The sequence below is a fragment of the Nonomuraea sp. NPDC049684 genome (genome assembly GCF_044465345.1).
In the GTDB taxonomy this organism is placed as follows: Bacteria; Actinomycetota; Actinomycetes; order Streptosporangiales; family Streptosporangiaceae; genus Nonomuraea.
The window spans coordinates 1,180,110-1,206,584 of record NZ_JBITLO010000001.1 but is presented as its reverse complement, the minus strand read 5'-3'; the positions used below and the strand labels follow the sequence as shown (position 1 = coordinate 1,206,584).

Here is a 26,475-nt window from a genome sequence, read left to right as displayed (position 1 = left end):
CGGGGACTCGCATTCGCAGGGGTAAGCGATGGGCAAGCAGGAACCCGAACCGCAGACCGACCCGCTGGACATCCCGGCGCACACGGCCGACCAGTTCCAGGGCGACGGCAGGGTGCACGAACCGTCCGTGATGCGGTCGATCGCCGCGGCTCTGTCGAAGAATCTGCAGGCCATGGAGAAGCCGGGCGTCAGCGGACGCACCCTGGCCGACGTCCAGCCCGGCGCCGCCCAGTTCGGCGAGTGGATCGACGCCAAGGTATTCGGCTCGACCGCGGGCAGGGACGGCGCGGGACAGAAGTTCGGCCGGGTCTACGCCGAGTTCGTGGAGGCGTACAGGAGCGTCATCGCCGCGATCGAGGCGAGCGCCGCCAACCACGCCGAGGCGGACACCCGGAACGAGGGCGGGTGACCATGGCCGGCGCCGGCTCCAAGCGCGAGACGCTCGTCATCCGGGGCGATCAGGTCCCCTCCGGTGAGACGGAGGTCCATCCGAAGGCGGAGATCCAGCGCCTGCTGGCGACGTCACAGCCGGACCTGGTCAAACGCGCCGGATCCACCTACATCAGCACTGCCAAGGCGGTCCTCGACGCGGTCGTCGGGCTCGAGGACCACGCGGGCCGTATCCTCACCATCTGGAAGGGGCCGGACGCCGACCGGGCCCGCATCGCGCTCGAGCTCCTGTACGCCACCGGCAACGAGCTGGCGCGCAAGCTCGCGGAGATGGGCCGCAGCCTGGAGGGCTACGCCGCCTTCATCCCCGTGGCCATCGCCGAGGTCGAAGGCATCAAACTGGACAAGAACGACCCGGACGTCCAGGAAGTCGTACGGGTCCACCGGGCGCTGTATGGGCTCGACCGGCAGGGCGACGACGAGGCCAACGCCGTCGCCCTGCTGGAGAACATGCGGGCGCAGGCGGCCCTGCGGAAGCTCAACGAGAAGATCCGCGACCTGCATCTCGGCTCCGTCCCGCACGACATCACCTACGAGCTGCCGGTCGTCACGGTCCCGGGCGGCCCGCTCGCCACGACGAGCGTCGTCTACGGCGGGACGGGCGGGAGCGACGATCCCACGACCGGCGCGGGCGACCCGGCAGGCACGGGCACGGGCGACGGGCGCACGACCGGCGCCGGCGACCCGGGCACGCAGGACCAGCCTCCCCGGGACGGCGCGGACGACGCCGCTCCGGGGACGCCCCCGGCCGACCGGCCAGCCGGCGGTGACCAGCCCACCGGCGGGCACACACCCGGACAACAACCCGGCGACCAGGCCGGCAACACCGGCGCGGGCGCGGGCGCGCAGGACGGCACCACTCCGCCGGTGATCGGCGCCCAGGACAGGACCGAGCTCGACGACGCCACTCCCGAGGCCGACCCGGCCCGGACCGAGAGCTCGTTCTACCAGCCCACGATCGGCGAACGTCCACCCCTCGTGGCGACCCCCGGCATGAGTGCGGCGCCGGTCGCCACGAACCAGCCCGTACCGTCGGTGATCGGTTCGCCGAACAGCGCGTACACACCCGGCGGGCGACTCGGGGCGATGCGCGGAGGCAGTGCGGCGGGCCTGTCCGGCACGCCGTTCCTGCCGATGACGGGCGGCGCGGGCCCGGCCGGGGACGCGGGCGCAGACCTGGAGCGCACCGCCTACCTGTCGGAGGACAGGTCAGCCTGGACCAGCAACCATGACGTGACGGACCCGGTGATCAGGTGAGCGACCAGCAGAAGAACGGTGCCCCCGCGCAGCCGACCGGGCAGCAGCCCTACGGCCAGTACGGCATCCCGATGAGCACCCAGCTGCCGCTGCCGTCGTCGGGCATCTCCTTCACGGACGGCGCGCTCAACGCGGCGAGCGGCCAGATCAACGGACAGACGGCGATCATCGACGCGCTGCGGGCCAAGTCCGGCCACATGGGGGTGCCCTTCCCCGCCTTCGGCGTGATCGGCTACGGGCTCACCCACGCCCATGACCAGGCGATCGCGGCCCAGTCCACCGCCCTGGAGCGAGGCAAGAAGGCGCTGCAGAGCTGGCAGGCCGCGCTGAAGGCGGCCGACGCGAACTACCACGCGGCCGAGGAGGAGAACGCCGGCCTGTACCGCAAGGACCAGGACTACGACCCGACCGGCGGCGGAGTGCCAACCCCCAAGATGCCCGAATCGCCGGACCTCGACATGCCGGACCCCGACCCGCCCGGCGGCGACCTCCCGGACGCCGACCTGCCCGACATGGACCGTCCGGACACCGACCTGCCCGGCACGGACCCGCCGAACGGCGACGTGCCGGGCGCCGACCGGCCCGGGAGCGACCTTCCCGGCACCGACCTGCCGGGGATCGACCGGCCGGACTCCGGCCTGTCCGGCGCCGGCGATCCGAACATGAAGGTCCCCGACATCGACTCGACGATCAACTCGCCGCGGGACACGACCGGCCTGTCGTCGTACGACCCCAGGGCCCTGAACGGGACGCCGAACCCGAACCTGACCGACCTGAGCACCCGGCCGGGCACCACATGGGGATCGCCGACCGGCAACGGCGCGGGCTCGGGCGGGGGCGCCGCAGCCGGTCCGAAGGTTCCCGGCATGGGCACGTCCGGGGGGATGGGCAGCGGCATGCCGATGATGCCCATGATGCCGATGGGCGGCTCGGGCAACGGCCTCGACGAACGCGACCGGCAGGAAGGCTCGCTGCTGTCGGAGGACGAGGGCGTCTGGGAGGACGACGAGGACATCGCCCCCGAGATCATCGGCAAGGAGACGTAGATGAGTTACGAGGAGGGCAAGGGCCTGTACTACAAGGCCCTCGCCACCGCCTCGGGCGCGGCGGTCCTGATCAGGCGCCCCTGGGCCTTCTACATAGTGGCCATGATCGGGCTCATGATCTCCGATCCGGGGCGCATGTCGGGGTCGTCGAAGACCTGGCGCACCACCGACAACGGCGGGACGACCTCCGAACTGGCCGCGCTGGAGGAACAGCTCAAGCAACTGCAGGCCACGGTCACGGGCACGGGGACCACCTGGGAGGGCACGGCCCGCGAGAAGTTCGACGAGGCCTACGCGGAGTTCACCAAGTCCCTGGCCACGCTCAGGTCGACACGGAACGCCACCGGCGAGGCGGTCGACCAGAGCGCGAAGTTGTACCACGTGGGGGCGCTCACCTGCGTCTGCGTCGCCGGATACCTGGCGCTCTACGCCATGACGCTGCTGGCGCTTCGCCACAGCGTCTACGGCAACTTCATCGCGTACGCGCTCGACCTCAAAGTCAGCAGGACCACGACCACGTCGATGAAGAAGGTGCTGATCAAGCACGGCATCGCGGTCACCGTCCTCGGCACCCTGTTCTACCAGGCCGTCCAGCAGTCCGAGGCCAGCGGGAAGTTGTTCCCCACGATGAAGGGCATACCCAACGAGCTCGACACCCTGAAGTCCGGCGATATGCCGGAGTTCAGCAACGCCGCGCTCGAGTACAGCGTGGAGAGCCACTCGCTGATACCCAAGCAGGACAAGCAGGGCGGTCTCCCCCGCACCTGAGCGGACGGGCTTCAGGACCGGCCGGGGAGGCGTCCGGACGACGTCTCCCCGACGGGCTTCCGCGCGGCGGCGGGATCCAGGAGCGGGCCCTCCGGGATGAGCCGCAGCAGATGCGCGGGCACCGGCGCCACCTGGGCGGCGTCGTAGCCCAGCGTGCCGACGAGGTCGGGGGAGGCCAGCCGGAATCGTCTGCCCTCGTCGGTGATCAGGGAGTACTCGTGGATGGCATCGGTCCGGCCCTCGCCCGGGAGCTGGCCGGCCAGCGCCGCGCCGCCGGGCGGCAGTAGCACCTGGTCGACGCGGTCGGGGTTGCCGCTGCTCGGCGGCTTCGGGATGGCCATCGTCGCCCCGGTCGTCAGCCGTGCCCGGACCGAGCCCCTGACCGTGTCGGCGTACACCGCGCACAAGGGCGCGTCCGCCGCCGGGGTGCGGAAGGGCGGCATGGTGACCGGCAGCCCGCCGCCCAGGATGCGCAGGGCCGACATCTTGGCGGCGTTGACGGTGGCGGCGTCCACGGCGATCGGGCGGACCCGGCCGCCGCCGTAGGCGACCTTGGTGTCCGGGTCCTGGAGCAGGAGCGTCGCCTGCGTGTGGGTGACGGGCGTGAGGCCGTCGGCGAGCAGCACGTACCAGCGTTCTGGCACCCCCGGGACGGCGGCCAGCGTGAAGACCTGTCCCACGCGCGCGGCCGAGCCGCCCGGCCCCGGCACCCGCTTGCCGCGCTGCGGGATCGCCGGGGCGGCGAAGTCGGGCCCGGCGGGGATCGCATTCACCCAGGAGACCGGCACTCTGCGCGGGGCCTGGTCGGTGAGCCGGCGCGGGTTCCTGACCAGCATGCGGTAGCTGTTCCACAACACCCAGCTCTGCTGGCCGTCGTCGACGAGCAGCGCGTCGGTGCCCACCGGCGTGCCGCCGACGTCGATCCCGCCCAGCAACGTGACGTACGGACGGCGGACCCCGGTCGCGTCCTGCTGTTCGACCACGCAGACCGTCCACGGAGATCTGACCAGCTTCTGGGGCTTCGGCAGCGAGTCGGGCGCCCCCGAGATGCCGACCCTCTGCCCCCGTGCAAAGCCGGCCAGCGACTCCGCCGACACCGTACGGACCTTGATCTCCTGGCTGTCCAGCAGGAGCCTGGCGGAGACGTAGTTCTCCACCGGCTGGAGCTTGCCGTCGCTCTGGTTGTAGACGTAGGAGGCGCCGGTCTCCTCCTCCACGAGCAACTGGCCCGCCTCCTTGAGCTTGGTGGCCCCTCCGGGGCTGAGCATCCCCCAGATCCCGAACCCGGCCGTGATCAGCACCAGCAGGAGGATGCCGGCGAAGGTCGCCACGTTGTGCCGCCGCATGGGGGACTCGGGCAGATCGGGCTCGCCCTGCAGCAGCGCCAGACCCAGGCGCTGGGTCATCAGTTTGTGCGCCTGGTAAAGGTCCTTTCGGGTCTGCATGACGGACAATGTTACGCAGGTTGCGAAAGAAATTTAATGAGGATGGATATCACGCTTTTATACGGCATGGCCGCCTAGTAGGCTTCTTGATCAATCGCACGCGGGAGGCTGTCATGGCACCAACCGACAATGGTTGGCATTTGGAGCAGAGCTGGCCGGGTCTGGTCGCCGACAGAGACGGTGTCGAGTACGCTCCGGCGGAGCTGGTAAAAGTCGCCAACGCCCTTTGGGCGAAATTTCCAGAACTGTACGGCAGCGATCCGAACGCCCGGCTGACCACCGCCACGACGCCACGCCAGGGCTCCAAACCCGACGTGGAGGCACAGGGCGGATCGTTGCAGGTGTTCGCCGATCACCTCGCGGGGGTGAATCGCTGGGACGGCGGCAAGAGCTTCGGAGCGGCGCTGGTGCAGGGCCACAAGGAGTTGACCGCGGTCTACGAGCAGGTCAACGAGAAGCTCAGGATCGCCTTCGCGCTCATCGACGCCGGCGCGGGCAACTACAAGCGCGCCGACGCCGCGAACGGGGGCTAGAGATGGCCGTAGACGTGTCCGCGGACCACCCGATCCGCCCCGCCGGGGGCGCGCCCTTCTCCGTCGACGACGACGGCCGGAGCGTGGCGGGCGTCAAGGACGTGATCACGAACATCGACGTGCCGTCCCTCCAGCAGGTGGCGGCGTCCTACCTGTCGGCCGCCGATCGGCTCACCTCGATGAACGAGGCCCTGGTGTCGGGCGCGACCGCGATGGCCAAGATCTGGGAAGGGCCCTCGTCGGTGGAGTCGCAGCAGTCGCTGCGCACGCTGCACGCCACCATCCGCGAGCTGGCCGAGAAGTTCAGGGCGGTGGGCGGACCGCTGGAGGCGCTCTGCAAGCGGCTGCTGGCCCACCAGGACTTCGTGGAGCACAGGGGCGAGGCGTGGAGCGACAACGGCGAGACCTGGGACGACAGCATCCCCGCCTGGTACAGGACGATGAACGCCGGGTACGAGTGGGGCTCTCCGGACGAACTGGCCGGCCAGCATCTCCGGCTGCTCAACAACGACCTGCGCCATGCCTACGAGCAGTGGCCGTTCACCATCCACAAGGTCGTGCCCGACCTCAAGGACCCGACGGCTCCGACCCCTCCGGTGGAGACGTCTGACGACACGCGGAGCGACGGCATCGATCCGGATTCCTTCACCCGTCCCGACGACCACTTCCAGAACGAGGACTTCGACGGCATCGACGACACCCCGCCCGGCGACACGCCCACACCCGGCCTGCCCGGCGACACCCTCAGCCCGGACGGCTACCCGGACGGGACCACCCCGGACAGTTCCGGCACGGGCACCGACCCCGGCGGAACCCACTCCGGCACCGGCACCCCCGGCGGCAGGGATCCCGGCGGCGCCGACCGTGGCGCCGCGTACCCCGGCGGCGGCACCGGCCCGGACACCGGCGCCGGCCTACCGGGCACGGGCGGCCTGCCGGACACCTCCGGCTCGACCACCCTGGAGGACTTCCGGCGCCCGGCCGGCTGGACCCCGGACACCTCCACCTCCTTCCCGAACGGGAGCATCCCTCCAGCGGGCACCGGCAACGGTGTCGGCGGCACCATGACCGGCATCGGCGCCCTCCCGCTCAACGCCAGATCCGCGTCCGCGACCGGCAACGGCTTCCCGTACATGCCGATGGGCGGCGCGGGGGCGGCCGGCGAGCAGGAGGAGACGGAGAACAGCACCTGGCTGCACGAGGACGACGATGTCTGGGGCAACGACGCGGACGACGCCGTCTCCGGCAGAATCGGCTGACCGGACCGCAGGGACGACAGCCGCCGACCGCCCGGGGACCGGCCCGGCGAGGTGCCTCTCGCGTACGTGCGTCACCCGGCCGGGAGGAAGACGTGGAAGTCGCCGGGCATACGTCCCGGCCCCCACGCCCGCAGGTCCCCCTGCGGGGAGAGATCCACCGTCCCGCTCGCGGCGATCACCGCCCGGCCCGTGGCGTCGGCCAGCTCCTGGGGGAACGTCTCGTCCGCCAGGTCGCTCCCCGCGAGCAGGCGCGTCGTCGGGGCCCAGCCCGGGAACGGCCAGCAGCAGCGCGGCGAGCGTGCCCGGCTCGATGTGGTCGCGGCGGATCAGAGCCACGTCGCCACCGAAGCGGCCCTCCACCACGAACGCCCCGGCGACGGGCCGTACCGGCGTGGAGGGGGAGAGGGGCATGCCCTCGCTGTGCAGCCGCACCCCGGCCGCGGTCCGCTGTACGTACTCCATGAGAGGCGCGGCCGATGTCCGGCGGGGGCGCGCACGAGTCGAAGGACAAGGAGAACAGCACCTGGTTGCACGAAGACGACGACGTCTGGGGCAACGAGGTGGGCGATGCCGTCTCCGGCAGAATCGGCTAACCCGCAGAGGACCGGCGCAGCTCCCGCAGCGTGCGTTCGGCGACGGCCTGGCTCACCGCCGGACATCGGAAGTCCTGTGCCACGATATGCGCGCAGAGCCCCTCGTCCGGCCGGATGCCGTGCTCCTCCAGGTAGTAGGTGACGGTGTCCGTCCAGACCCAGGTGCCGTCGGTCCGGAAGCTGAGCGGCACCACCGCGCCGCGCGCCGGGTCGAGCCGATCGAGGTCGAGATTCGTCGTGGAGAGAACGGCCGCGCCGGCCCTCAGGTAGTCGACCAGCCGCGGGTCCCGCACCCGCGGACGGTCGGGCAGGAAGTACGGCACGCCGTCCCTGACCCCGTCGAAGACCCTGGCCACCGAGATCTCCGGAACGATCTCCACGTAGCCGTCGCTCCAGCCGCGCAACCCGTCGAACGCCTCGGCCGGGCTCCACTCCCGTGAGGCGGCCATCGACTCGATCAACGACCGGACGTCGGCCGAGCTGTACTCCACCTGGTCCCCGGTCCGCGTCAGCCTGCCGATGACCGTGCCGGAGGCGATGACCACCACCTTGAGCGTGCTCATGCGCCGCTCACCTGGACGAACCCCGCCTGCCCGAGGCTCGACAACAAGGAGAGGTCGTCCGTGGGGTCGATCCAGACGATCTCCCCGGTCGGCCTCGGCGGCGGGCAGAGCGTGGTGACGAGCACGAGCGGCACGGCCGCGGTCCAGTGCTCGACGAGGGGCATCCGCGCGCGGTCGGCCAGGATCGCCTCACGCTCTGCGTCCGTGCAGTCGCCGAACCGCCCTGCCGCCGCCAGCCCGGCCTGCAGCCGCGCCGCGGCGGCGAGCGCATAACGTTCCCTGTCCTCCAGGGTGCCGGCATAGCCGGGGATCAGCTCCGTGATCAGTTCGGCGGGCTCGTCCCCGTAGATCCGCCACCAGCCGTCGATGACCTCGTAGGCGTACGGCGTGCCGTCTGCCCTGGCCGGGGGCGTCGGCGGTGCCTCGGCCGCCGACGTGTTCCTGACGCGTACGCTCATCTCGCTCACCATCGTCCGTCGTCCGAGGCCGGCTGCCATGTCGTGATCGCGAACAGGGCGGTCAGCTGTTCCTTGTCTGCCTGGCGGGTGAACAGGGTGTTCACCATCTCGATGAAGGAGGCCGCGTCCCGCCGCGGGTCCCGGTCGTGTTCGAGGTGGGTGCCCAGTTGTTCCCGCGCGGGCAGGTGCTCACCGCCGTTGCGCGCGTAGTCCACGATGGCGGCGACGAGCTTGATCCGTGCCTGGATGAACGAGGGATCCAGATGCCCGTCGTTGTGGCGGAACTCCACGTGATCGTCGGCCGTGCCGATGACATGGGCCAGGTTGAGTGCGGAGGGGCGGCGGTGGACGTCGCGGAGCTCTTGCGTCGAGTGCTCGGTGCCGCCGGTGACCTCGTTGGGCTCGCAGTACCGATAGGGCCGGTGCATGCCGAAGGGCTCCCTGGGGTCCTGCCCGAGCCGGAACAGGATGTCCTCGTAGCCGTAGTAGAGCGTGAGCAGCCGGTGCATGCCCTTCACGTCGGTGCCGAGACCCGGGGCGCCGACATGGATGTGACCGCCGGTCGCCGGGGTGATCTCGCCGCCGTGGGACTTGATGATCTCGGTGATCCGGGCCAGGTCCGCCCATGTCTGCTCGGTGTCCCGGAGGATGCCGGAGACGAACTCGCCGGCGATGAGACGCGGGTTCGCCTCCCGCTCCATGTACGGCCGGCCGCTCATCGAGTCGGGGGCCTTGTGGTGACCGAACACCTTGGGGCTCGCGGCGAGCCCCGCGCGGTGGAGCTCCTCGGTCATCAGGCGCACGTCGCCGGCCCGGACGCCCATGGTCCCGCCCGCGTGGGCGAACTCCAGCTCCAGCCCGAAGGCCACGTCCGTGGTCATCGCGTCTCGCGTCATGTACGGCACGACGGACGCGACGTCCTCGCCGGCCGCCAGCCGCCGGGTCACGTCCTCGACGACGTCGTTGTGGTCGTCGAAGTCCCAGCCGAAATGGCTCTGGACCCGGACCGGCGCCGGTGCCGGCGGCGCCAGCAGCGAGATCTCGCCCTTGGCGTGCATCCCGATGTGGTACAGCCTCTTGAGCGCCTCTTCGTAGGCGGGGATGAAGCCGCTGTCCCGGTAATGGGGAGCCAGCGACACCATGACCTCGGTGAGGAAGTCCACGTCCTGCCGACTCAGTGGGTTGTCGACCCATACGGGACGGTCGTGGGGTCCGGCCGCGACGAAGTTGCCGCGGAGAACCTTACCGACTGACGGGATAGAGGTGATTTCGGTGCCGGGCATCAAGGCGGCGTGTCCGCGAGGGACTCGGGGCACGATGAAGGCGCGTCCGTGATCCACACCGGCCATACCGGGGCCCGTGTCGTAGAGGTTGTTCGGGTGCCGGTCGTTGTTGAGGATCAACAGGTCGAGGAGTTCGAGCAGGATCGCGTTGCGCTTGGCGTTCGTGTCCGGGCTGTCGGCGGGGTGCGTGCCGCGGACGTATTCCATGAAGACCGTGCGTGGATCCGTCGGGTGCGCGACGACGATGGGGACGTCGGCGCCGATGAGCCGTCCCACCAGCGACCCGAGGACCTCGGCCCTGGCTTCGACGACGCCTGTCCCCTTCCGTACGATCTTGGTGCCGTCCCCCAGGGTGAGGTGCGCCACGGTGCCGTCTACTCCCTGCTCTCCGAACAACTCCCACTCGTTCGCATCGGCCGCGAGCGCTTCGTCGACGGCGCTTTGGGGCAGGCGACGCTGTTCGAGGACGCGCGGCGGTGCCGGGACGGCGAAGGGCGTGGCGGGCGTCACCTTCCTGGACGGGTGGGCCTGCAACCACTGGCCGTCGTCGTCGAACGGGAAGACCGGCCGCCCGTCCTCGTCGTATCCCTGAACGGCCGCGGTGTGAGCGTGCCTGTCGGCGCCGATGTAGACGATCTCGTTGCCGGCCAGGATCGACCGGCCGGTGAGGTCGGCCAGTTCCTGGAGCACCGCCGGGTCGCGGGCCGTCTCGCAGCCCAGGATGCGTATCCACGCGTCGGGCTGCGCGAGCACGCGCGGGTCGTGGGCGAGCATGGTGCCCAGGTCGGCCGCGCTGAGTCGTTCGGAGCCTATGAAGAATCCGGTGCCGTCACCGGCGATCGCGACGTCGATGGTGTCGGTGGTGCGTCGCAGCAGGCGTGGATCGGCCGTGGGCATGACCGCGGAGCTCTCGTCGCGGTACCAGATGCCCGCGTTGACCTCGCGGCGATGCTCGGAGATCAGGTCCCGGTGCCGGGCGCTCAGCGGTGGCGCGGACACCGGGCCGGACGACTCGACGGGCCGGACGGCCGCCAGAAGCGGGACGGGACGCATGTGTCCCTTGCGCTCCGTACGACTGGGCCGCGGATCCTCCGGCATCGCGGCCAGCTTGGGACCGAGCCAGGCCCTGAGCTGCTCCCCGACCACCACCGAGGTGTCGGCGGGTGTCAGCGTTACCCGCCTGTCCGGGGGTGACCAGGCGTAAGAGTAGGTGGCGCAGCCGTTGTCGCTGCGTATCGGTGAGTGCGCTGTAGAGCTGTTCGGCGGTGTGGGCGACGGCTCCGTCGATGCCGCCGGCGGCCTCATAGGCGGCGGTGGTCAGCGCCTTACCGGTGTGGCGCCGCCAGGTTTCCAGGAGTGCATGCGACATCAGGGGCAGTGCGCCGGGCTGGCCGGTGACGTCCTGGAGAATCCGGGCGGTCAGCTCGCGTTGCACGATCAGCCCGGCCGCGCTCGCCGGTTTGGTGATGGCCTCACGCAGTTCCGCCGTGCTCATCGCCCCCACCAGCACGGTCGAGTCGCGTACGGCCTCGGCCAACTCGGGAAGGTGAGCGCAACGGCCCAGGAAATCCGCGCGGACGGCCAGCACGACCCGCGTCCCGCTCCCATCGCCTGTGAGAGCGACGAGAGTGTCGATGAAGGCCTGGCACTCGGCAGGGTCCTGGCACAGGGTGAACGTTTCCTCGAACTGGTCGACCACGACCACATCACCGGCCCGGGCACTGTCAAGGCGAGGATGAGCGCCGGGCGTCATCACCCGCACGCTGCCGGTCGGGAGCCGCGGCACCAGCCCGGCCCGCAGCACCGAGGACTTGCCACACCCTGAAGGGCCTACCACCAGCACCAGCCGATGGGCCTTCACCAGTGTGATCAGATGCTCGATCAGGGCGGTCCGGCCGAAGAAGAACGCCTGATCGGCGGCCTCAAACCGGACCAGCCCCCGATACGGCGCCTGTGCCGCCTCGTCGCCGGTCGCGGCGGGGTCACGCAGAGCGGCGCGGGCTTGCTCCCAGCGGGCCCGCCACTGTTCGCGACCTGCGCCGCACGCCTCGGCATAGGCCAGCGCGACCGGCAACGTCGGCAGCTTGTTGCCTGCGGCGGCCTGCGCCAGCGTGGCCGCCGAGCCGGAGGACAAGGAGAACAGCACCTGGCTGCACGAGGACGACGACGTCTGGGGCGGCGACGACGACGCCGTCTCCGGCAGGATCGGCTGACCGGGCCGCCCGCAAAGGACGGCGCCGCGATCACGTGGGGTCCGACCTGGCTGGATGACGCACCTTTCGCGTCATGAACGTCCTGGCGGCGTTCAGCTCATTCGGTCTGTTCGAACCCCTTGTCGAGGCGTCCTTCCTCGTACGCCCGCAACGCGTCCTCCTCGGAGTAGAACGTGGGCAGGACGACGACTTGGCCGTCTTCCCGCAGGACCAGCAGCGGACCGGCCCCGAGCAGGGCGTCCTCCCACTCGCGGGTGCGCAGGAACGCGGCTGTGGTGAAGACGAACAGCCATCCGTACGGCTTCTCGATGGCCGCCTCGTCATTGAGGACGATCTCTTCCCGGTCGTACTGGGTCATGAGGTCGCGGGCGAACTCGAGGGCGATGCGTTCGGCTTCACTTCTGTCGATCACTGCGATTCTCTTCTCAGGCCGTCGGGTAGAACCTGTAGGACACGAACCCGCGATCATTTCGATTGACGGCGCTCATCCACGCGGGTTGGCCGTCTATGTAGAACAGGCCGTCATCCGTGTTGGCGAGGTTCCAGGCATGCCCCGCGCCGCTGGCGCGATGGCCCACCAGTATCCCACGGGAGCCCGGGTTCTGCCGGACGAGGTTCTCCGCCTCTTCCAGTGAGGAAGTCATGTGCAACGGGAGCCGCAGGGCGCGACCGATGTAAATTCCGTATTGGGTGCCGGCATGCTCACCCCTCAGCCCGGCGACGGCGGGTCGGCCGCTGAGGATGTCGTCGACCGCGAGCGCCACCTCAGCGCAGTTGATCGTGCCCCTCAGGGGGTTGATGTGCGGCAGCAGGCGTTCGATCTCAGAGGCACGGAGCGCGCGTCCGCCGGCCTGCTCAAGGATCCTTCTGATTATCAGATAGGCCCCTCGCATCCGGGCTTCTTCCGTCTCTGTCAAGGGCTCGGGCAAATAGAGCCTGCCCGTGTTGCGAGGGCGGATCTCGGCGAGTGGAAGACGTTCGGGTCCGGCCCAGCCGCCGGGCGTGCTCAGAGTCAAGGGTTCGTCCATCTGCGGGATCTCGGAGCGGAGCCAGGCCCGGAGCTGTGCTGCCACGAGGCCCGAGGTGTCGGCGGGGAGGAAGATCTTGAGCCGTGCCAGTGACCTGAGGGCGTCCGGGCTGGACGGGCCGTCCTCCGTCGCGCTCTCCGCCGGGCCATCCGCGGCCAGTACCACCCGATCGGTGAACCGGGCGAGCTCCTGCGCGAAGTCCGTCGTGCCGTCATGGGGACCGGCGAGCAGAATCGTCGCGCCCGGCGGCAGATCCGCGAAGATCAGCAGCATCGCCGCGACCGCCTCGGCCCGCAGCCGCCGGCCGCCGACCATCATGCCCTGCTCCACGTAACGCCCCTCGACCACGAAGACGCCCTGGGTGGCCGGCGTCGTGGAAGGCGCGGCGTCATGGGCCCGACCGCTGCGGACGCGTACGCCCGCGGGGGTCCGGTCGACCGTGTCCTGGAAGAGGGCCGCCAGATCCCTTGCCAGCTCACTGGAGAGCCTGATCGCCGGCGTGACCATGGTGTCCGACCGGGGCCGGGCGGACGTCTGGGTGAGGAAGTAGTGCGGCGTCCCGTCGGGCGTCCGCAGCACGGCCGTCACGACGAACGGGGCGTCAGTCCTGAGGGTGGCATGATGCGGCTTGCCCGACAGATCCCCGACCGGCACGTAGCCGGTCGACAGGACGGTGACCCGTACGCCGGTGGGATGTTCGGCCAGAAGGTCGATGTCGCCGCCGTCGTCGACGCCGTCGATGAAGCGCCTCATGAAGAACCCGTCGCCGGGCGCGGCATTCGAAGGGATCAGCTTGCCGGGCACCCAGGCGAACACGCATCCGGCGGCGGTGGGCCGTCCCGCCAGTTCGGCTTCGGCCTGCGCGATCAGATCGAACAGCCCACGCTCGTACGCCTGGGCCAGGTGGTCGTTCCGCAGGAGCTCGGCGAGCAGGGAGTCCGATCCCGGCGGGGGCTGCCATGCGGGCACCCGGTACTCCGGCGTGGTCAGGTCCTCGGAGAACGCCAGCGGGATCAGCCCGGCCTCGTCGGAACCGGTGAGGCTGTTCAGCGTGTTCAGGAGCCACTCGTGCCGGGAGTCGAGGTCGAGCACTGCGAAAAGGGCGCGTAATTCTTCCAGCTTGGCGGTCAGGTCGGCGACGACACGGGCCGACAACACCGGCGCGCCCGCTTGGAACCGCCCGTCAACGGTCGTCCCGAATCGGGCGAGGAGCGGGTTGGCGTCGAGCAGTCGTCGCAGGGTCGCCTGCTCCGGCGACCGGCCATGACGAAGGAGGGCGTACAGTGCCCGGGTGGCCAGGCGGCGCTCCGCCTCGGCGGGAGACTCGGTGGTGATTTCTTCGTAGACGACGGAGCGGTTGGCCCGATGGGAGCCCGGCACGCCGTCGCGGGCCTCGATGAGCTCCTCCAGCGTGGCCTCGAACTCGTCGGCCAGCTCACGGGTCGGGAACTCGTGGCGCAGCGCCCGCCGGCCGTCGCCGAAGGTCACCTCGGTCGTGCGTCCGTACGGTCCGGGGGCCTCGACCGAGCGGACGATGCCCGTGGTCAGGCTCACCCGCAACCTGTCGTTGCCGAACGTACGCCAGACCACTCCGTCGCCGTCGACGTGCACGGCTGGACCGGCGATGCCCAGCACCCGTCTGACCAGCGCCTGGACGAGGACCTGCGCGGTCAGGTGGGCGGGGACCTCAAGCCCCTGGGACCCGTCGGCGAACGTGACGACGTCGCCCAGGGAGGCTGAAGGCCGCTTCGACACGACGCCTTGCCGGAGATTGTCACGCAGGCGCAGAACAGGATCGATGGTCCGGCTCCCGGCCGCGGGCTTCGTGCCCGTACGTGTCGAGGGCGAGCCCTGGTCGGCGGTGGCGCTGAGCTGCTCGACCATGCCGAGACGCAGGTACTGCCCCGGCGCGGCGGCCAGCACGCTCTCCCGGCCCGCCGCGTTGCCCACGAGGGGGCCACCGGCGAGTGACCGGTGACGTTCCATGATCTGGTCGAACTGGGTCTGCAGGCCCGACCGCGCGAAGTCCTCACGTGCGGCCACCAGCATGGTCTCCAGCGCCACGAGGTCCGAGGGGGACAGCGGGTTGCTCGCCCACTCGAGCCGGCCGGAGGCGTCCTTACGCAGGAACAGGTCGAGCAGCGGGCGGCGGCTCGCAAGCACGTGGAGGGCCGGGCTGGTGACGAGCGGGGTGATGTCGGCCAGGGCGACGAGGTATCCGGCCAGCACCGCCTCACGGGTACCGAGGAAGTCGGAGGAGGAGGTGGCTGAGGAGGTGGGGGTCCAGTCGATCAGGATGTGCCGGTCACCGGCCGCTCTCGGGTGGCCGACCAGGCCCAGGCGGTGGGCCAGCTCGGTCATCAGCAGGGTCAGGTTCCTGCCCTGAGGGGTGAGCTCCTCCACGAGCAGGGCGGAGGAGCCGTCGGCCATCGTCACTTTGGAGACGTTCGCGGCGACGTGCTCCGGCGCGCCCCGGACCTCCAGCGCCGCCAGCTCCGAATCGCCCTCGGGGTTCGTGGCCTCTGGTTGTGGTTCGTTGGATTCCGTCCAGTTGATCAGGGCGTCGATGGAGTGCGGCGGCCCGGTGCGGCGGTCGAGGTCGGCCTTGACGGCGACGATCTCCCGGCCCAGCCGGTCCGCGGCGTCCGTGTCGCCCGCCGCCAGCGCCTCGCGCTGCTTGCGTTCCAGATAGAGGAGCTCGTTGCGGCGGGCGGTGACGCACTCGTCGCGCGTGGCGTCCCCGGTCGTGTGCGCGTGCGTGTGCCCGTGCGCGCGTTCCATCCGGTACTGCAGCACGTCGCTGATCTCGTGCAGGACGAGCCTGGCCACCTGGTCCTCGGCGACGCGGGGAGTCAGGGTCACCACGTGCGGATCGGACTCCGAGCCCTTGTTCAGCACCGTCGTTTGGCCGAGGTAGCCGCCCTCGACCGGGCCCACCTCGAAACGGAAGTGCAGCCGGCCGAGCAGGTCGGACTCCAGCGTCAGCGTGTCGCCGTCCTCCCAGAGCACCCGCCAGGTGCCAGCGACGCCGCCGAAGTCCTCCACCAGCACGTCCTTGAACGCCTCCCTGGCCTCGTCGACGGTGAGGTCGTCCTCGTCCGCCGGGCGGCCGTCGGCGACGAACAGGGAGTCGTCCATCGGGGAGGCATGGGTGTGGCCGTCGCCGGCCGTGCCGTCCTCCGCGTCGTCGGGTTTCCCGCTCACCGTCCACCCCGGCGCTGGAGCCGCGGACGGCGGGACGGCTCGCCTGCGCAGCTCGTTCCGCAGTGACTCGGCCAGGGGCGTGTCGGCGCGCGTCGCGGCGTCCAGGGCGTGCAGGTCGATCCCGTGCTGCTCGGCGAGCGCCACCAGTGCCGTCGGGACGCCGGAGAAGCGCCGTCCGAAGTCGCCGTTCTGCCCCCGCGCCCACAGCCGGCCGTCGGGCGTGGCGAGGTAGGTCAGGGGCGAGCCGTCCGGAAGGCGGACGGTGACCCACAGGTCCCCGCCGAGCGCGCGGGCGGCGAGCTGCGCCTGCCTGAGCTGCCCGTACGGCGGCAGGGGCAGGTCGGCGTCGAGATGGACGACGGGGTCCGGCAGGGCCGCGAGCGCGCCGGCGAGCTGCCGCACGTCAAGGCCGCCCTGCTCGAGCGCGCCGGCGAGCTGCCGCACGTCGAGGCCGCCCTGCCGGAGCGCGGCCAGGGACTGCGTCGGGCCCGGCACGCCGGGCGGCTCCTGCTCCGCCGGGAGCGGCGGCGGGTCCTCGGCCTCCCGCATGATCGCCGCGAGGACGTGGTCGGCGACGAGCACGTCGGCCTCGCCCGTCGCGACGCGCCGCGTCTCGCCCCGCTTCTCAGAGACGGAGCCCCGCGTGACCTCGAAGCGCACGGTGTAGTCGACGCGGAAACGAACGGAGCTGCTGGTGCCGGCCTGCTCGAAGACGCTGGTCTCGTCCCGGTTCCCGCCGCTGACCGACGAGCCGTCGCCGGACTGGTCCCGGACGCCCGCGGTCACGCCGACCTTGTCCGCGAGGCTCCTCGTGAGCCGGCTGAGCAGGTCGGAGAGGAACGACTCGTCGTCCTCGGGGGAGGAGCCGGTGAGCGAGAGCGGGCGCAGCCTGGTGTCGCTCGCGTCGGCCCTGGTGGTCCACTGGCGGCGGTCGGCCTGGCCGATCTCCAGATCCGACAGGCCCCCGGCGGTCGTCGTGGCCTCGGACAGGATCGCCCCGACGTAAATCTTCACCTCCCGGCCGCGCCGCCCCGGCACCTTGAGCACCATGTGCCCGTCCCTGGCCAGCATGAAGGGGAAGATGCCGTTCCTGGAGTTGCCCGACAGGAGCCAGGCGAGCTTCCTGGAGTCCTCGGGGGAGAGCTTCACACCGTGCTCGGCTTCGAGTTGCCGCTCGACGGCCCTGGCGAGCCCGTCGGCCCGCGTGCTCTCGGTGGTGAAGCTCTCGGGCACGGGAAGGGGCCGCGGGTCGGGCACGGCCACCGGCGCCGAGACCTCTCCCACGGCCGCGGTCATGCCGGGCGGGACGAGCCGGTCGATCGTGCCGGACAACGTCGTACGGACGGGCCGCGCGTTCCGGGAGGGCGACCGCCGCACCTCGATGGTGAGCGTGATGCCCTGCCGCACCTCGGCCCTGGCCCCCGTGAACGACGACGCCCGCCGTAGCTGGGTCTGCTGCACGTTGCTCGATCCCGTGCCGCTGCGCCCCCAGTCGGTGGCCCCGGTGAGCGATGTCCCGCCTGTCGCTCCCTTGGCGTGGGGGGACGCGGTCAGCGACGACGATTCGGCGACGTTCTCCTCGGACATCGTGTAGCGCTGGAGAATCTGCCCGTAGTCGAAGACCTCGCCCCGGTACTGCACGTCGTCGCCCAGCTCGGCCCGTACGACGATCTGCAGAGGCTCGGCGTCCCCGTCGACGTGGAGGATGTACTCGCCGCCCGGGTGATCCGGGTCGAGCATGTCATCGATCTTCCCGAGCCACGTGTCACCGGAGAAGTCGGCCGTCAGCGCCCGTTCCAGCAGCACGTCATCGGCGAACGCGTCCGGGGCCACCTGCCTCACCGCGTCCATGATCGCGTCCAGCAGCTCCACCTCGGTGCCCGGAGCGCCGGCCGGGTGCAGGCTCACCCCCTTGACCGTGCTCATGCCGAGGGCGTGCTGGTAGGCGGGGGCGAGCTGGGCGGGCACCTCGCCGTTCGCCAGCCGCGCGGCGGCGGCCAGGAGCGCGTCCCGGATCTGGGGATGGAGCTCCGGCCTGCTCAGCATGCGGTCGATGGTGTCGCCGGGAAGTTCGTCCGGACGGCCCTCGGGGACGCCGGGCGGCATGAACGCGGCCAGCCGGTCGGCGTCGAACAGGGCGAGGAGCGCGGCGAGTGCCCGCTCGACGGTGTGGCCCGAGGTGAGCGGGATGCCGGGCAGGGTGCTCAGGCCGGGGACGCCCGACGGGTGGTTGTCTCTGGCCTTCTCCAGCTCCGTGAGGTATCGGTCCATGAACGTGATCGCGACCCGGCGCCCGAGCTTCAGGTCGCCGTTCATCAGGCGTTCCGCCGCGTCGGCGACCTGGTGCAGCGGCAGGCGCACCTTCTCGTCGGCGTACAGTTCGAGCGCGTCGCGTTCGGAGAGCATGTAGACGACGGTCCCGTCGCGGAGCCGGCCCTCCTGCCCGTCCACGGTCAGCTGGGGGGTGACGCCCATCGCGAACACGTACTGCTTGCCCGTGTCGATGCCCAGCCGTTCGGGGCCGGTGATCGTCTTGTGTTCTTCGCTGGTCGTGTGCCCCCAGGAGGCGCCGGCCCCTTCGCTGCCGGGCTCCACCGGCACGGAGAGCGGCACGTCCAGGCCGCCCGCCACCTCGCGCGGCCGGGAGCTGCGCTGGACGTCGTTGTGGGCGGCGAGCGTGAGGTTGATGTCGCCGACCACCATGTCGGCCACGGACAGGAACCGGGACTCGCCCAGGTCGAGGCGCAGCCCGACCTGCTGGTGCCCCGCCCGGGTGTCCACCCCCGTACGGTGACCGGTGGAGAACACCTCGCGGTGGCTGATCAGGCCGCGTACGTTGAAGAACGCCGCCAGGTGCTGGAACGCCGGCGAGTCGCGGTCGAGCCCCGCGCGGAGCCGCGTGTCGAGCTCGCGCGCGGCGGCCGACGCCACGTCGCCCACGTCCAGATGGACGATGGTGGCCCGGCGCAGCACCGCGGGTTCGGTGCGGAAGCGCGGGCCACGCGGGCGCGGGTGCCCGTCGTCCGCCGGGGCGAAGGGCAGCAGGTCGGCCGGGAGCACGATCCGCGCCTCGCCCGCCTGGCCCTCGACCACCGTCCGGCTGATGTTCGGGCCGATCAACCGGTCCACCTGGATCGTGTGCGGGACGCGGAAGACCGCGCTCGGCCCGTCGCCTTCGAGGAGCGTCACCTGGTTGACGGTCCTGGCCGTCCCGGACTCGTCGGTGGTACCCCGGCCGCGGCCGAAGGAGCCGCCGGCGTGCCCGACGTCGACGCCGGGATCGTCCTTGAACCCGGCGTCGAGCTTCGCCCCCCACTTCCAGGAGCTGTTGCCGGTGCGGGTCAAGGTGTGGGTGTCGGAGCCGATGTCGAGGTTCGTCATCCGCACGGCGTCCGTCACCCCCTCGTAGCCGGCGGCGCCGAAGTGCTGCGTCAGCCTGATGCGGAGGGTGTAGTGCTCGGCGGCGAGGAGCTCCCGGTAGTGGACGAGGTTGATGAACAGGCCCTCCTGGGCCGCCTGGTCGTAGCCCGTCTCCAGGCGTTCGGCGGAGAACTGTTCGGCGACGAGCTGCTCGTTGGCCATCTGGCTCGCCCTGACCCAGGGGATGCGGGAGTAGACGGGCACGTCCTCGACGAGCTCGGGCAGCACGCCCTGCCCGCGCAGGTACTCCTCGACCTGGGCGCGGACCTCGTTCATGCCGGTGACCTGCTGGACCAGGGCGGGACCCGCGCCCCGGACGTGATCCGGCGGATTGCCGAGCCAGCTGGGCAGCCTGCCCACCCTGCCGGGCGGGTTGGCCTTGACCGGGTCGTCCCTGAGCACGGCGTCGCCGTTCGCGTCGCGTCCGACCTCCGCGGCGGGGTCGACCGGCAGGCCGTAGCGGTAGGCCGCCGATTCGGCGATGCGGAACAGTCCGTTCCCGCCCCCGGCGAGCCGGATCGGCGGGTGGCCGTCCACCTGGATCGTCACGGTGTGCATCAGGCCGAGCATGAAACCGGCGGTGTGGCCCACCGACTTGTGCACGCCCGCGCGCATGCTGACGGCGCTGGCGCCGACCGAGGTCGAGGACGCCCGTCCCCAGTCGGAATATGGGACCAGTTGCGGCGTGAACTCCCTGTCCTGGTCGATCCCGATCGGGTGGGTCGGGTCCGGGTCCTGCGGATTCAGGTTGACGCCCACGCCGCCCCCGCCGCCGTGGTTCTCGTTGGCGGAGCGTTGCCGGCCCGCGTGCGAGGACGCGTTGCGCAGCGCCTCCTGAGGATGCTCGGCGCTGGTGCCGCCGACGGGCAACGCGCCGGGGAGCACGGTGGTGCGCACCGTCACCACGGCGCGGGCCACGCCGTCCACCGTGATGGTGCGGCGCAGCCCCGACGGGTCGTTGACGGCCTGGCCCAGATAGCTGGGCAGGTCCTCGGTGATCGTGGTGAGGATCTGCTGGAGGGCGACGGGACTGAGGTCGAGGCTGTCGATCCGCCTGGCGACCCGCTCCGCCAGCCGGCCCAGCCCGGTCATGGCGGTGACGACGTGTTCGGGGAAGGGGGTGTGCTGCCGCTCGTTCTCCGGAAGGTGGAGGGGGTTCGCGGGCGGGTCGAGGAGATAGGAGTGCGGGACCCAGAGGCCCTGACGTTGCGTGGCATCACCGGCGGGCCGCGTGCCGGCGACCGGCGCGCCGGAGGGTGTGCTGACCTCGACCTCCCAGCTCGCCTTCGCCGCGAACCGGGAGGACTTGCCGCGGTAGTCCTCGACGTTGCCGCCCTGCCAGTTCTCCTGCGAGGAGGTGGAGACGGACTGCGCATTGCCCCAGCCGAAGTGGGCGTTCACCACTAGGTACAGGGCGAGCTTCTGGAGCTCCTCATGCGGCACCCACGGCACCCGCTTCATCAGCCATCTGAACGGCGTGACCAGGTCCTTGTTGAAGTCGAACCCCTTGGACCTGCGGTCGGTGCGGCTCGACGGGCCGCCGCCCTGCCGCATGCGGCCGAGAATCGTCTCCGAGGACCGGCCAGGCGGCCCCGCGACCTCCTCCAGGTCGCTCAGCTTCAGGCGGATGCGCACCGTCGCGCCCGCCGCGTTCAGCCGCAGGATCATGCCGTCCTGCGAGACCGCGGCACGGAACGCCTGGCGGACCTGACTCTCCAGCTCGTCCTCGGTGAGCCGTGCGGCCACGCCCTTACGGGCGAGCAGATCATTGACCAGCTCGGTCAGCGCGGCCACCTCGGCGACCGGGCCCGCCCTGAAGACGCCCAGCAGGGCGAGCGGCGACGGCAGGTTCGCCTCCCGCGCCGCCTCGTACGCGGCCCAGCGGCTCTCCAGCTCCGCCAGCGCCGCGTCGACCTCACCGTTCGCCGGGGGTTCCGTCCTGCTCGTCTCCGTCAGGGCGGTCAGCGCGAGGCCGACGGCTTCGAGCGCGTACGCGGCGGCCTCGGCGGCGGCCTCGTACCGGTGCGCCACGAGGGCGTGGAAGTCGGCGGTGGCCGCCGCCGCATCGGCTTCCCGCGCGGCCTTCCACCTGCGCCTGGCCGCGCCGTCGTCCTCAGCCACGCGCCTGCGCCCGCCGCGGGGGTCGGTCGCCTGCTGTCGTGCGGTCCGAGCCTGCTGTTCGGCGGCCTGGGCCGCGCGGCGGTGCTGGGCGGCGAGCGTGGCGGCGTGCTCCCCGGCGGCCTCGATGTCCCGCGCCCGGTTCTGGACGTGCTTCCAGAGCCGCCTCACTTCGGTGTCACGCGGGCCGTCCGCCGCCGGAGGCGTGAGGAACGAGGGAGGAGGCGCCTGCGCCCGCAGCTCGGCGAGGGCCTCCCGGTACGTCTCCAGCGCCTCGGCCGCCGCCTCCATGCGGGCGGTCAGCAGGGCGGGGTCGACCGGGTTCCCGTTGATCGCCTCGTCCAGCAGGACGCGGAACGCCCGCTGGGCCTCGCGGGCCTCGATCGCCAGCGACTCGGCGCGCTCGTGCCGCGCGCCGAGCGCGCTGAGCTCGGCCGCCTCGGCCCGCCATGCGCGCGCGGCCTCCACGTTCTTGCCGGCCAGGGCGTTCGCCGCCTGCTCGTACGCCCTGCTCGTCGCCTCCTCGTAGGCCCGTACCACGTCACGCTGGGCCTTGACGGCCTCGCCCGCCGCCTCCAGGGCCTCGTCGGCGGCCGAGCGCAGCGCCGCGACCGTGGCCTGGCGTTCCGCGACGTCCCTGCGCAGGGCGGCGTGCAGCGCGTCGATGTCCCTGGAGGCACGCGCGCTCTCCGCTTGCTCCGGCGTGGCGAGCTGGCGGTAGTGCTGCTCGTAGCCGCTCGCGAGCCTGAGCAGCTGCGAGACGAGCTCGGACGGCGGGCCGAGGAAGGGGCGATCCTGGTTGATCCGGTTGAGGAGCAACTCGTACGACTCGGCGGCACGCAGGGCCGAGTCCGCCGCCGCGGTCCTGTCCGCCGCCGTCGCGGGGGACCGCCGCGCCGCCGCGGTGAGCTCGTCGGCGGCGGTCCTCAACGCGCTGATGTGCCCGCCGAGCACGTCCCCCAAGGACGGGCCCGCGTCACGCGGCAGCGCCGGGACCAGGACGAGGCTGTCCGCCTTCGCCTCGAACTCCCGCTGCAGCAGGCGGGCCCGCTGCAGCGCCGCGCCGAACTCGGTGACCCGCGTCCGGGAACCGGCCGCCAGGTGCAGCAGCGCCTGCGCGGACTCGTACGCGGCCCTCGCCTCGGAGACCGCGGTCAGCAGCGGGTTCGGACGCGTGTCGGCCGTGGCCATCATCTGGAGCCGCAGGTCCGCCTCGATGCGCAGGAGCCGGTCGATCTGCGCGGTCACCGCCAGGTCGAGATCGAGAACGGCGTACTCGATCGCCCGGCCCTGCTCGTTCATCCGGGCCACGAGACCGGCGATCGACGGCGGGGCGGACGCCGGAGCCGCCTCCAGGGCCGGGGTGGACGGCGGCCACATGCCACGAGCCCTGAGGAAGTCCCGTACGACCGCGCGCTCGGCCACGAGGGCGTCCCGCTGGGCCCCGCTCACCTCGCCGATCCGGCGGGTCAGGAACACCTCCTCGCGTACGCGCGCCGCCACGCACTCGTCCCGGCCGTCCGGCTGGGCGACCATGCGGCGGAGCAGGTTCTGGCGAGGGTGGGCGCGGGCGTGCAGCGTGTCGACGACCTCGTGCAGCACCAGCCTGGCCACCTGGTCGGGGGCCACGCCGGGAGCGAGCCGCCCCCTGTTGACATTGCCCTCGTAGGCCACGGTCCGCCCGAGCCGTCCACGGCGGACGCGTCCCACCGTGAAGACGAACGTCTGGGCGGGACGGTCGCTGAACTCGACCACCAGCGTGCCGGGCCCGGTCCAGCGCAAGGCGGTGACGTTCTCGCCGATGTCCGACGCGCGCACTTCGGCCTGGAACGCCGCCTGGGCCTCCTCCACCGTGAGCGGCGGCACGCCGCTCATGCGGCCGTCGGCGACGAACCGCCCGAGGGGACGGCCGCCCACGACCGCGTGGGTGCTCCTGGCCCGGCGGGTCGCTCCGATCAGCCGGGAGACCAGCGTCCGCGCCCGCTCACCGGTGACCGCGTGCTCGCCGGGGGGCGTCTGCCGGACCACGGGCACGGGCGCCGCCTGCTGCGCGGCGGGACCCTGCTGGCCCGTCACGGGAGATCCGGCCGGCTGGGACGCCATTCCGGTGACCACGGTCTCGGACGTCCTCCCGGCCTCCGGCGCGGCGGGGGATCCGACCGCGTTCACCGTCTCCGGGGCGGTGAACGTCTCCGCCGTGTTCGCGGTGTCGGGGGCGGTGAACGTCTCCGCCGTGTTCGCGGTGTCCGGCGTGGTGGCGGTGTCGGGGTTCTGGGGGGCGGCGGTGTGGTCGGGGGCCGCAGCGGTGGGGGCCTGCGCGGTGGCGTCGGACTCGACGGACGCGCTGGTCGGGTCCGAGGTGGTCGGCTGGGAGTCGGGAGCGCCGGCCGGGTCCGGGGTGGTCGGCTGAGTATCGGTTTTCTCGGCGGCGGAAGTGTCCTGGACGGCGGCCGAGGGCTGGTTGGACGCGGGGTCCTGCACAGCGGACCGCTGGTCCTGAGCCTGGCCCTGCTCCTCACCCTGAGACCGCTCCTGGCTCTGATCCTGGGGCTGAGGCTGTGGCTGGTCCTGGGGCTGCGGCTGGGCTTGGGGCTCGTCCTGGGGCTGCGGCTGGGGCTGCTCCTGGCTCTGGTCCTGTGGTTGAGGTTGGGGCTGGGAGGAGAGGGGGTTCTGCTGGGCTTTTGTGTTGTGGGCTGGTTGGGGTCTGGGCGTGTCGGGGGTGAGGATGTCGGGCGTCTGCGTGCCGCGGCCTCCCCTCGTCCCCTGAGACTGCGGCACCATCGGGGACGAGCCGGAGTCGGACGGTCCGGTCTGGGGGCCGCCCGTGGTCGAGAAGTCCACGGGAAGGGGGCCGGCCGGGGTCGCCGTCCCGTTCTGCTGGGCCGCCATCGCCTCCGCGACCGCGTTGCTCAGCGAGGTCACCGGGGTGGCGGCCGCGTGCCAGACCTCCAGGTTGGTCGGGCTGAGGGTGTTCGTACGTCCCGCGCCGCCGAGGAATCCGCCGTAGAAGCCTTCCGCGCCCGGCAGCGCGAACTGGTCGTAGACGGCGTAGTTGGCGACGATGCTGCCGGCGGGCGAGGCGACCATGTTGTTCAGGCCGGTGTTCAGCGCGCGTCCGGGGAAGCGCAGGAACGCGTTGCCGACGCCGCGGTTGTCGCCCGCGATCCGGTTCAGCCGCGAGATGCCGGGCAGGTCGTTGGCGAAGCGTGACATCGGGTCGCCCAGCTTGGTGCCCGCGACCGCGCCGACGCCCGCGCCGATCGCCGCCGCCTTGACCTTCTTCCAGTCCCACGTGTCGCGGGTGCCCATCTTGATCTGCTGGTACTGCGTGGTGAGGTCGATCAGCAGCTCTTCGCTGATCTCCTCGAACAGCTCGTACGCCAGCGCCTTGTTGAAGAACGACCCCGCACCGGCTCCGGCGAGCTTGCTGACCTGGCCGCTCTTGGCGACCACGCCCGCCCGCGACGCCGCCAGCGCCAGCCGCTGCATGATCATGGCGATCCTGGTGCCGCCCGCGGCGCCGACACTGCGCAGCATCAGGCTGGCGAGCGGGAAGAAGCCCGCCGCGATCAGGGCGATGAACGCGGCGATCACCGCGATCCAGAAGGCGACGTTGATCGAGAGCTTGGTGTACTGGGTCTCGCGGGCGAAGTTGTCGACCATCTTCGCGTAGGAGAAGGACTCCTGGGCCTTGGCGACCACGCCAGCCTTGTCGTCGTAGAGCTTGGCGAGCCTCTTGAAGATGGCCGGCTTGGCGGGGGACTGGAGGCTGCCGTTCAGGGTCTGCACGGTGGCGGCGGTCGGGTCGAGGGTGCTGATGAGCAGGTTCATCAGCTTGACGTACTCGACGCGTAACTCCCAGAGCTTGCTCTCGCTTCCCTCGGGCCAGCTCTGGCCCGCCGTGAGCAGCGGGATCAGGTGATGGACCACCCAGCCGGGCAGCGCCTCGGTCTGCCAGACGGGCTCCACGTCCTTGGTGGCGATCCCGCCGTCGAACGCGCCGGTGCCGCCCGCGGGCTTCCGCGCCTCGTCGGTGGCAGTGGTGACGTCGCCCTTGCCCGCCATCATGCCTTTCGGTAGGCGTTCGACAGCCCCAGGTCGATCGCCTGCTCGGTGGTGAGGGTGTTGGAGACCGTGGCGCGCAGCAGCGGCCCGGAGCCGGAGATCTCCTTGATCAGATCATCGGTGTCGCGCAGGAATCTCTCGGGGCCTCCGCCCGCCAGGTACTGCCTGCTGAAGGACACGCCGTCCGGTCCGTCGCCCTGGGGACGGACGGCGTTCAGCGCCCGGATCCGCGCCGCGATGGCCGGCCAGGCGGCGCCCAGGTCGGTCGCCATGGCGTCCCACTGGTTCAGACTGTGGCTGATCGGTTCGCGGATGTGCACGTCCGCCCGGTCGTCGGCGGTCATCGGCGGCGTCTCTCTCCCGGCAGCGGACCGGAGAGCTGGTCGAGCACGGCCTCCAGGTCGCCCTCCAAATGGGCGCGTAACTGCTCGGGCGGCACCACGGGCTCGAAGAGGTCGACCAGCTCGTCCAGGGCTTTGGCGGTGGCCCGCCGGATGGTGTCGGTGATCGTGTCGGCCAGCCCTCTGGCGTTGGGCCGGCGGTACAGCCGGGGGTCGAGATCGAGCCTGATCAGCTCTCCGCGGACGCTCACCGTCGCCGAGACCAGCCCGTCGGCGGATCTCTCCGTGACGCGGATGGCCTGGGCGCGGGCGTTGAGTTCGCCCACGTCGCGCTGCATGCGCATGAAGGTGTCGCGTAACTCGTCGGCGTAGGCCTGGAGGCCCACTATGTCCGCGTCTTCCATCGAGGCCCACCCCCTGACTGGGGTGAA

General features: G+C 71.5%; 15 protein-coding genes. 7 read left to right on the top strand and 8 right to left on the bottom strand.

Going from position 1 to position 26,475, the window contains the following annotated elements:
- Nucleotides 1-28 precede the first annotated feature (28 nt).
- From ACIBST_RS05345 to ACIBST_RS05330, 4 genes are read left to right on the top strand one after another with little or no spacing between them, the layout of a single operon-like run.
- Complete coding sequence (locus ACIBST_RS05345; protein WP_397169319.1) at nucleotides 29-409, top strand: hypothetical protein; 381 nt, start codon at nucleotides 29-31, stop codon at nucleotides 407-409.
- A complete protein-coding gene (locus ACIBST_RS05340) occupies nucleotides 406-1,707 on the top strand; it encodes a hypothetical protein (protein WP_397169318.1) in 1,302 nt (433 codons plus the stop codon). Before ACIBST_RS05345 ends, ACIBST_RS05340 begins: the two co-directional genes overlap by 4 nt.
- Nucleotides 1,704-2,753: a hypothetical protein gene (locus tag ACIBST_RS05335; RefSeq protein ID WP_397169316.1), complete on the top strand. Its 1,050-nt coding sequence runs from the start codon at nucleotides 1,704-1,706 to the stop codon at nucleotides 2,751-2,753. Before ACIBST_RS05340 ends, ACIBST_RS05335 begins: the two co-directional genes overlap by 4 nt.
- The gene (locus tag ACIBST_RS05330; RefSeq protein WP_397169314.1) at nucleotides 2,754-3,521 is read left to right on the top strand and encodes a WXG100 family type VII secretion target; all 768 of its coding nucleotides are present in this window, start codon (nucleotides 2,754-2,756) and stop codon (nucleotides 3,519-3,521) included.
- Between the two features lie 11 nt (nucleotides 3,522-3,532).
- On the opposite strand, the gene eccB is transcribed toward ACIBST_RS05330, so the two are convergent.
- Nucleotides 3,533-4,966, bottom strand: a complete 1,434-nt coding sequence (eccB, locus tag ACIBST_RS05325) for a type VII secretion protein EccB (protein ID WP_397169313.1) — start codon at nucleotides 4,964-4,966, stop codon at nucleotides 3,533-3,535.
- A 113-nt stretch (nucleotides 4,967-5,079) separates the two neighbouring features.
- On the opposite strand from eccB, the gene ACIBST_RS05320 reads away from it, so the two are divergent.
- Together ACIBST_RS05320 and ACIBST_RS05315 are read left to right on the top strand one after the other, a co-directional pair.
- Complete coding sequence (locus tag ACIBST_RS05320; RefSeq protein WP_397169312.1) at nucleotides 5,080-5,499, top strand: hypothetical protein; 420 nt, start codon at nucleotides 5,080-5,082, stop codon at nucleotides 5,497-5,499.
- Between the two features lie 2 nt (nucleotides 5,500-5,501).
- Nucleotides 5,502-6,758, top strand: coding sequence for a hypothetical protein (locus ACIBST_RS05315; protein WP_397169310.1), 1,257 nt, complete (start codon nucleotides 5,502-5,504; stop codon nucleotides 6,756-6,758).
- A gap of 589 nt (nucleotides 6,759-7,347) precedes the next feature.
- Here the strand turns inward: ACIBST_RS05315 and ACIBST_RS05310 are convergent.
- The 3 genes from ACIBST_RS05310 to ACIBST_RS05300 all read right to left on the bottom strand — a co-directional run bounded on the left by ACIBST_RS05310 (nucleotide 7,348) and on the right by ACIBST_RS05300 (nucleotide 11,729).
- Complete coding sequence (locus ACIBST_RS05310) at nucleotides 7,348-7,914, bottom strand: hypothetical protein (RefSeq protein ID WP_397169309.1); 567 nt, start codon at nucleotides 7,912-7,914, stop codon at nucleotides 7,348-7,350.
- A complete protein-coding gene (locus ACIBST_RS05305; RefSeq protein ID WP_397169308.1) occupies nucleotides 7,911-8,372 on the bottom strand; it encodes a hypothetical protein in 462 nt (153 codons plus the stop codon). The genes ACIBST_RS05310 and ACIBST_RS05305 overlap by 4 nt, the downstream gene beginning before the upstream one ends.
- A 2,112-nt stretch (nucleotides 8,373-10,484) precedes the next feature.
- Nucleotides 10,485-11,729 carry an ABC transporter ATP-binding protein gene (locus ACIBST_RS05300; protein WP_397169306.1) on the bottom strand — a complete coding sequence of 415 codons (1,245 nt, stop codon included), beginning with the start codon at nucleotides 11,727-11,729 and terminating at the stop codon, nucleotides 10,485-10,487.
- 10 nt (nucleotides 11,730-11,739) lie between these two features.
- Between ACIBST_RS05300 and ACIBST_RS05295 the strand changes: the two genes are divergently transcribed.
- Nucleotides 11,740-11,868, top strand: a complete 129-nt coding sequence (locus ACIBST_RS05295) for a hypothetical protein (protein ID WP_397169304.1) — start codon at nucleotides 11,740-11,742, stop codon at nucleotides 11,866-11,868.
- A gap of 97 nt (nucleotides 11,869-11,965) precedes the next feature.
- On the opposite strand, the gene ACIBST_RS05290 is transcribed toward ACIBST_RS05295, so the two are convergent.
- The 4 genes from ACIBST_RS05290 to ACIBST_RS05275 are packed head-to-tail and all read right to left on the bottom strand — an operon-like array spanning nucleotide 11,966 to nucleotide 26,448.
- On the bottom strand, nucleotides 11,966-12,280 hold the full coding sequence (locus ACIBST_RS05290) for a YrhB domain-containing protein (protein WP_397169302.1): 315 nt from the start codon (nucleotides 12,278-12,280) through the stop codon (nucleotides 11,966-11,968).
- A gap of 13 nt (nucleotides 12,281-12,293) precedes the next feature.
- Nucleotides 12,294-25,706 carry a toxin glutamine deamidase domain-containing protein gene (locus ACIBST_RS05285; protein ID WP_397169300.1) on the bottom strand — a complete coding sequence of 4,471 codons (13,413 nt, stop codon included), beginning with the start codon at nucleotides 25,704-25,706 and terminating at the stop codon, nucleotides 12,294-12,296.
- A complete protein-coding gene (locus ACIBST_RS05280; protein ID WP_397169299.1) occupies nucleotides 25,703-26,047 on the bottom strand; it encodes a hypothetical protein in 345 nt (114 codons plus the stop codon). Before ACIBST_RS05280 ends, ACIBST_RS05285 begins: the two co-directional genes overlap by 4 nt.
- Entirely contained in the window at nucleotides 26,044-26,448 is a 405-nt protein-coding gene (locus tag ACIBST_RS05275; protein ID WP_397169297.1) for a YbaB/EbfC family nucleoid-associated protein, read from the bottom strand. The genes ACIBST_RS05280 and ACIBST_RS05275 overlap by 4 nt, the downstream gene beginning before the upstream one ends.
- Nucleotides 26,449-26,475 lie beyond the last annotated feature (27 nt).

Coding starts and splice junctions, on each gene's coding strand:
- ACIBST_RS05310 (WP_397169309.1), bottom strand. CDS start 7,914: ATGAGCACGCTCAAGGTGGTGGTCATCGCCTCCGGCACGGTCATCGGC.
- ACIBST_RS05320 (WP_397169312.1), top strand. CDS start 5,080: ATGGCACCAACCGACAATGGTTGGCATTTGGAGCAGAGCTGGCCGGGT.
- ACIBST_RS05315 (WP_397169310.1), top strand. CDS start 5,502: ATGGCCGTAGACGTGTCCGCGGACCACCCGATCCGCCCCGCCGGGGGC.
- eccB (WP_397169313.1), bottom strand. CDS start 4,966: ATGCAGACCCGAAAGGACCTTTACCAGGCGCACAAACTGATGACCCAG.
- ACIBST_RS05275 (WP_397169297.1), bottom strand. CDS start 26,448: ATGGAAGACGCGGACATAGTGGGCCTCCAGGCCTACGCCGACGAGTTA.
- ACIBST_RS05285 (WP_397169300.1), bottom strand. CDS start 25,706: ATGATGGCGGGCAAGGGCGACGTCACCACTGCCACCGACGAGGCGCGG.
- ACIBST_RS05345 (WP_397169319.1), top strand. CDS start 29: ATGGGCAAGCAGGAACCCGAACCGCAGACCGACCCGCTGGACATCCCG.
- ACIBST_RS05330 (WP_397169314.1), top strand. CDS start 2,754: ATGAGTTACGAGGAGGGCAAGGGCCTGTACTACAAGGCCCTCGCCACC.
- ACIBST_RS05280 (WP_397169299.1), bottom strand. CDS start 26,047: ATGACCGCCGACGACCGGGCGGACGTGCACATCCGCGAACCGATCAGC.
- ACIBST_RS05305 (WP_397169308.1), bottom strand. CDS start 8,372: ATGAGCGTACGCGTCAGGAACACGTCGGCGGCCGAGGCACCGCCGACG.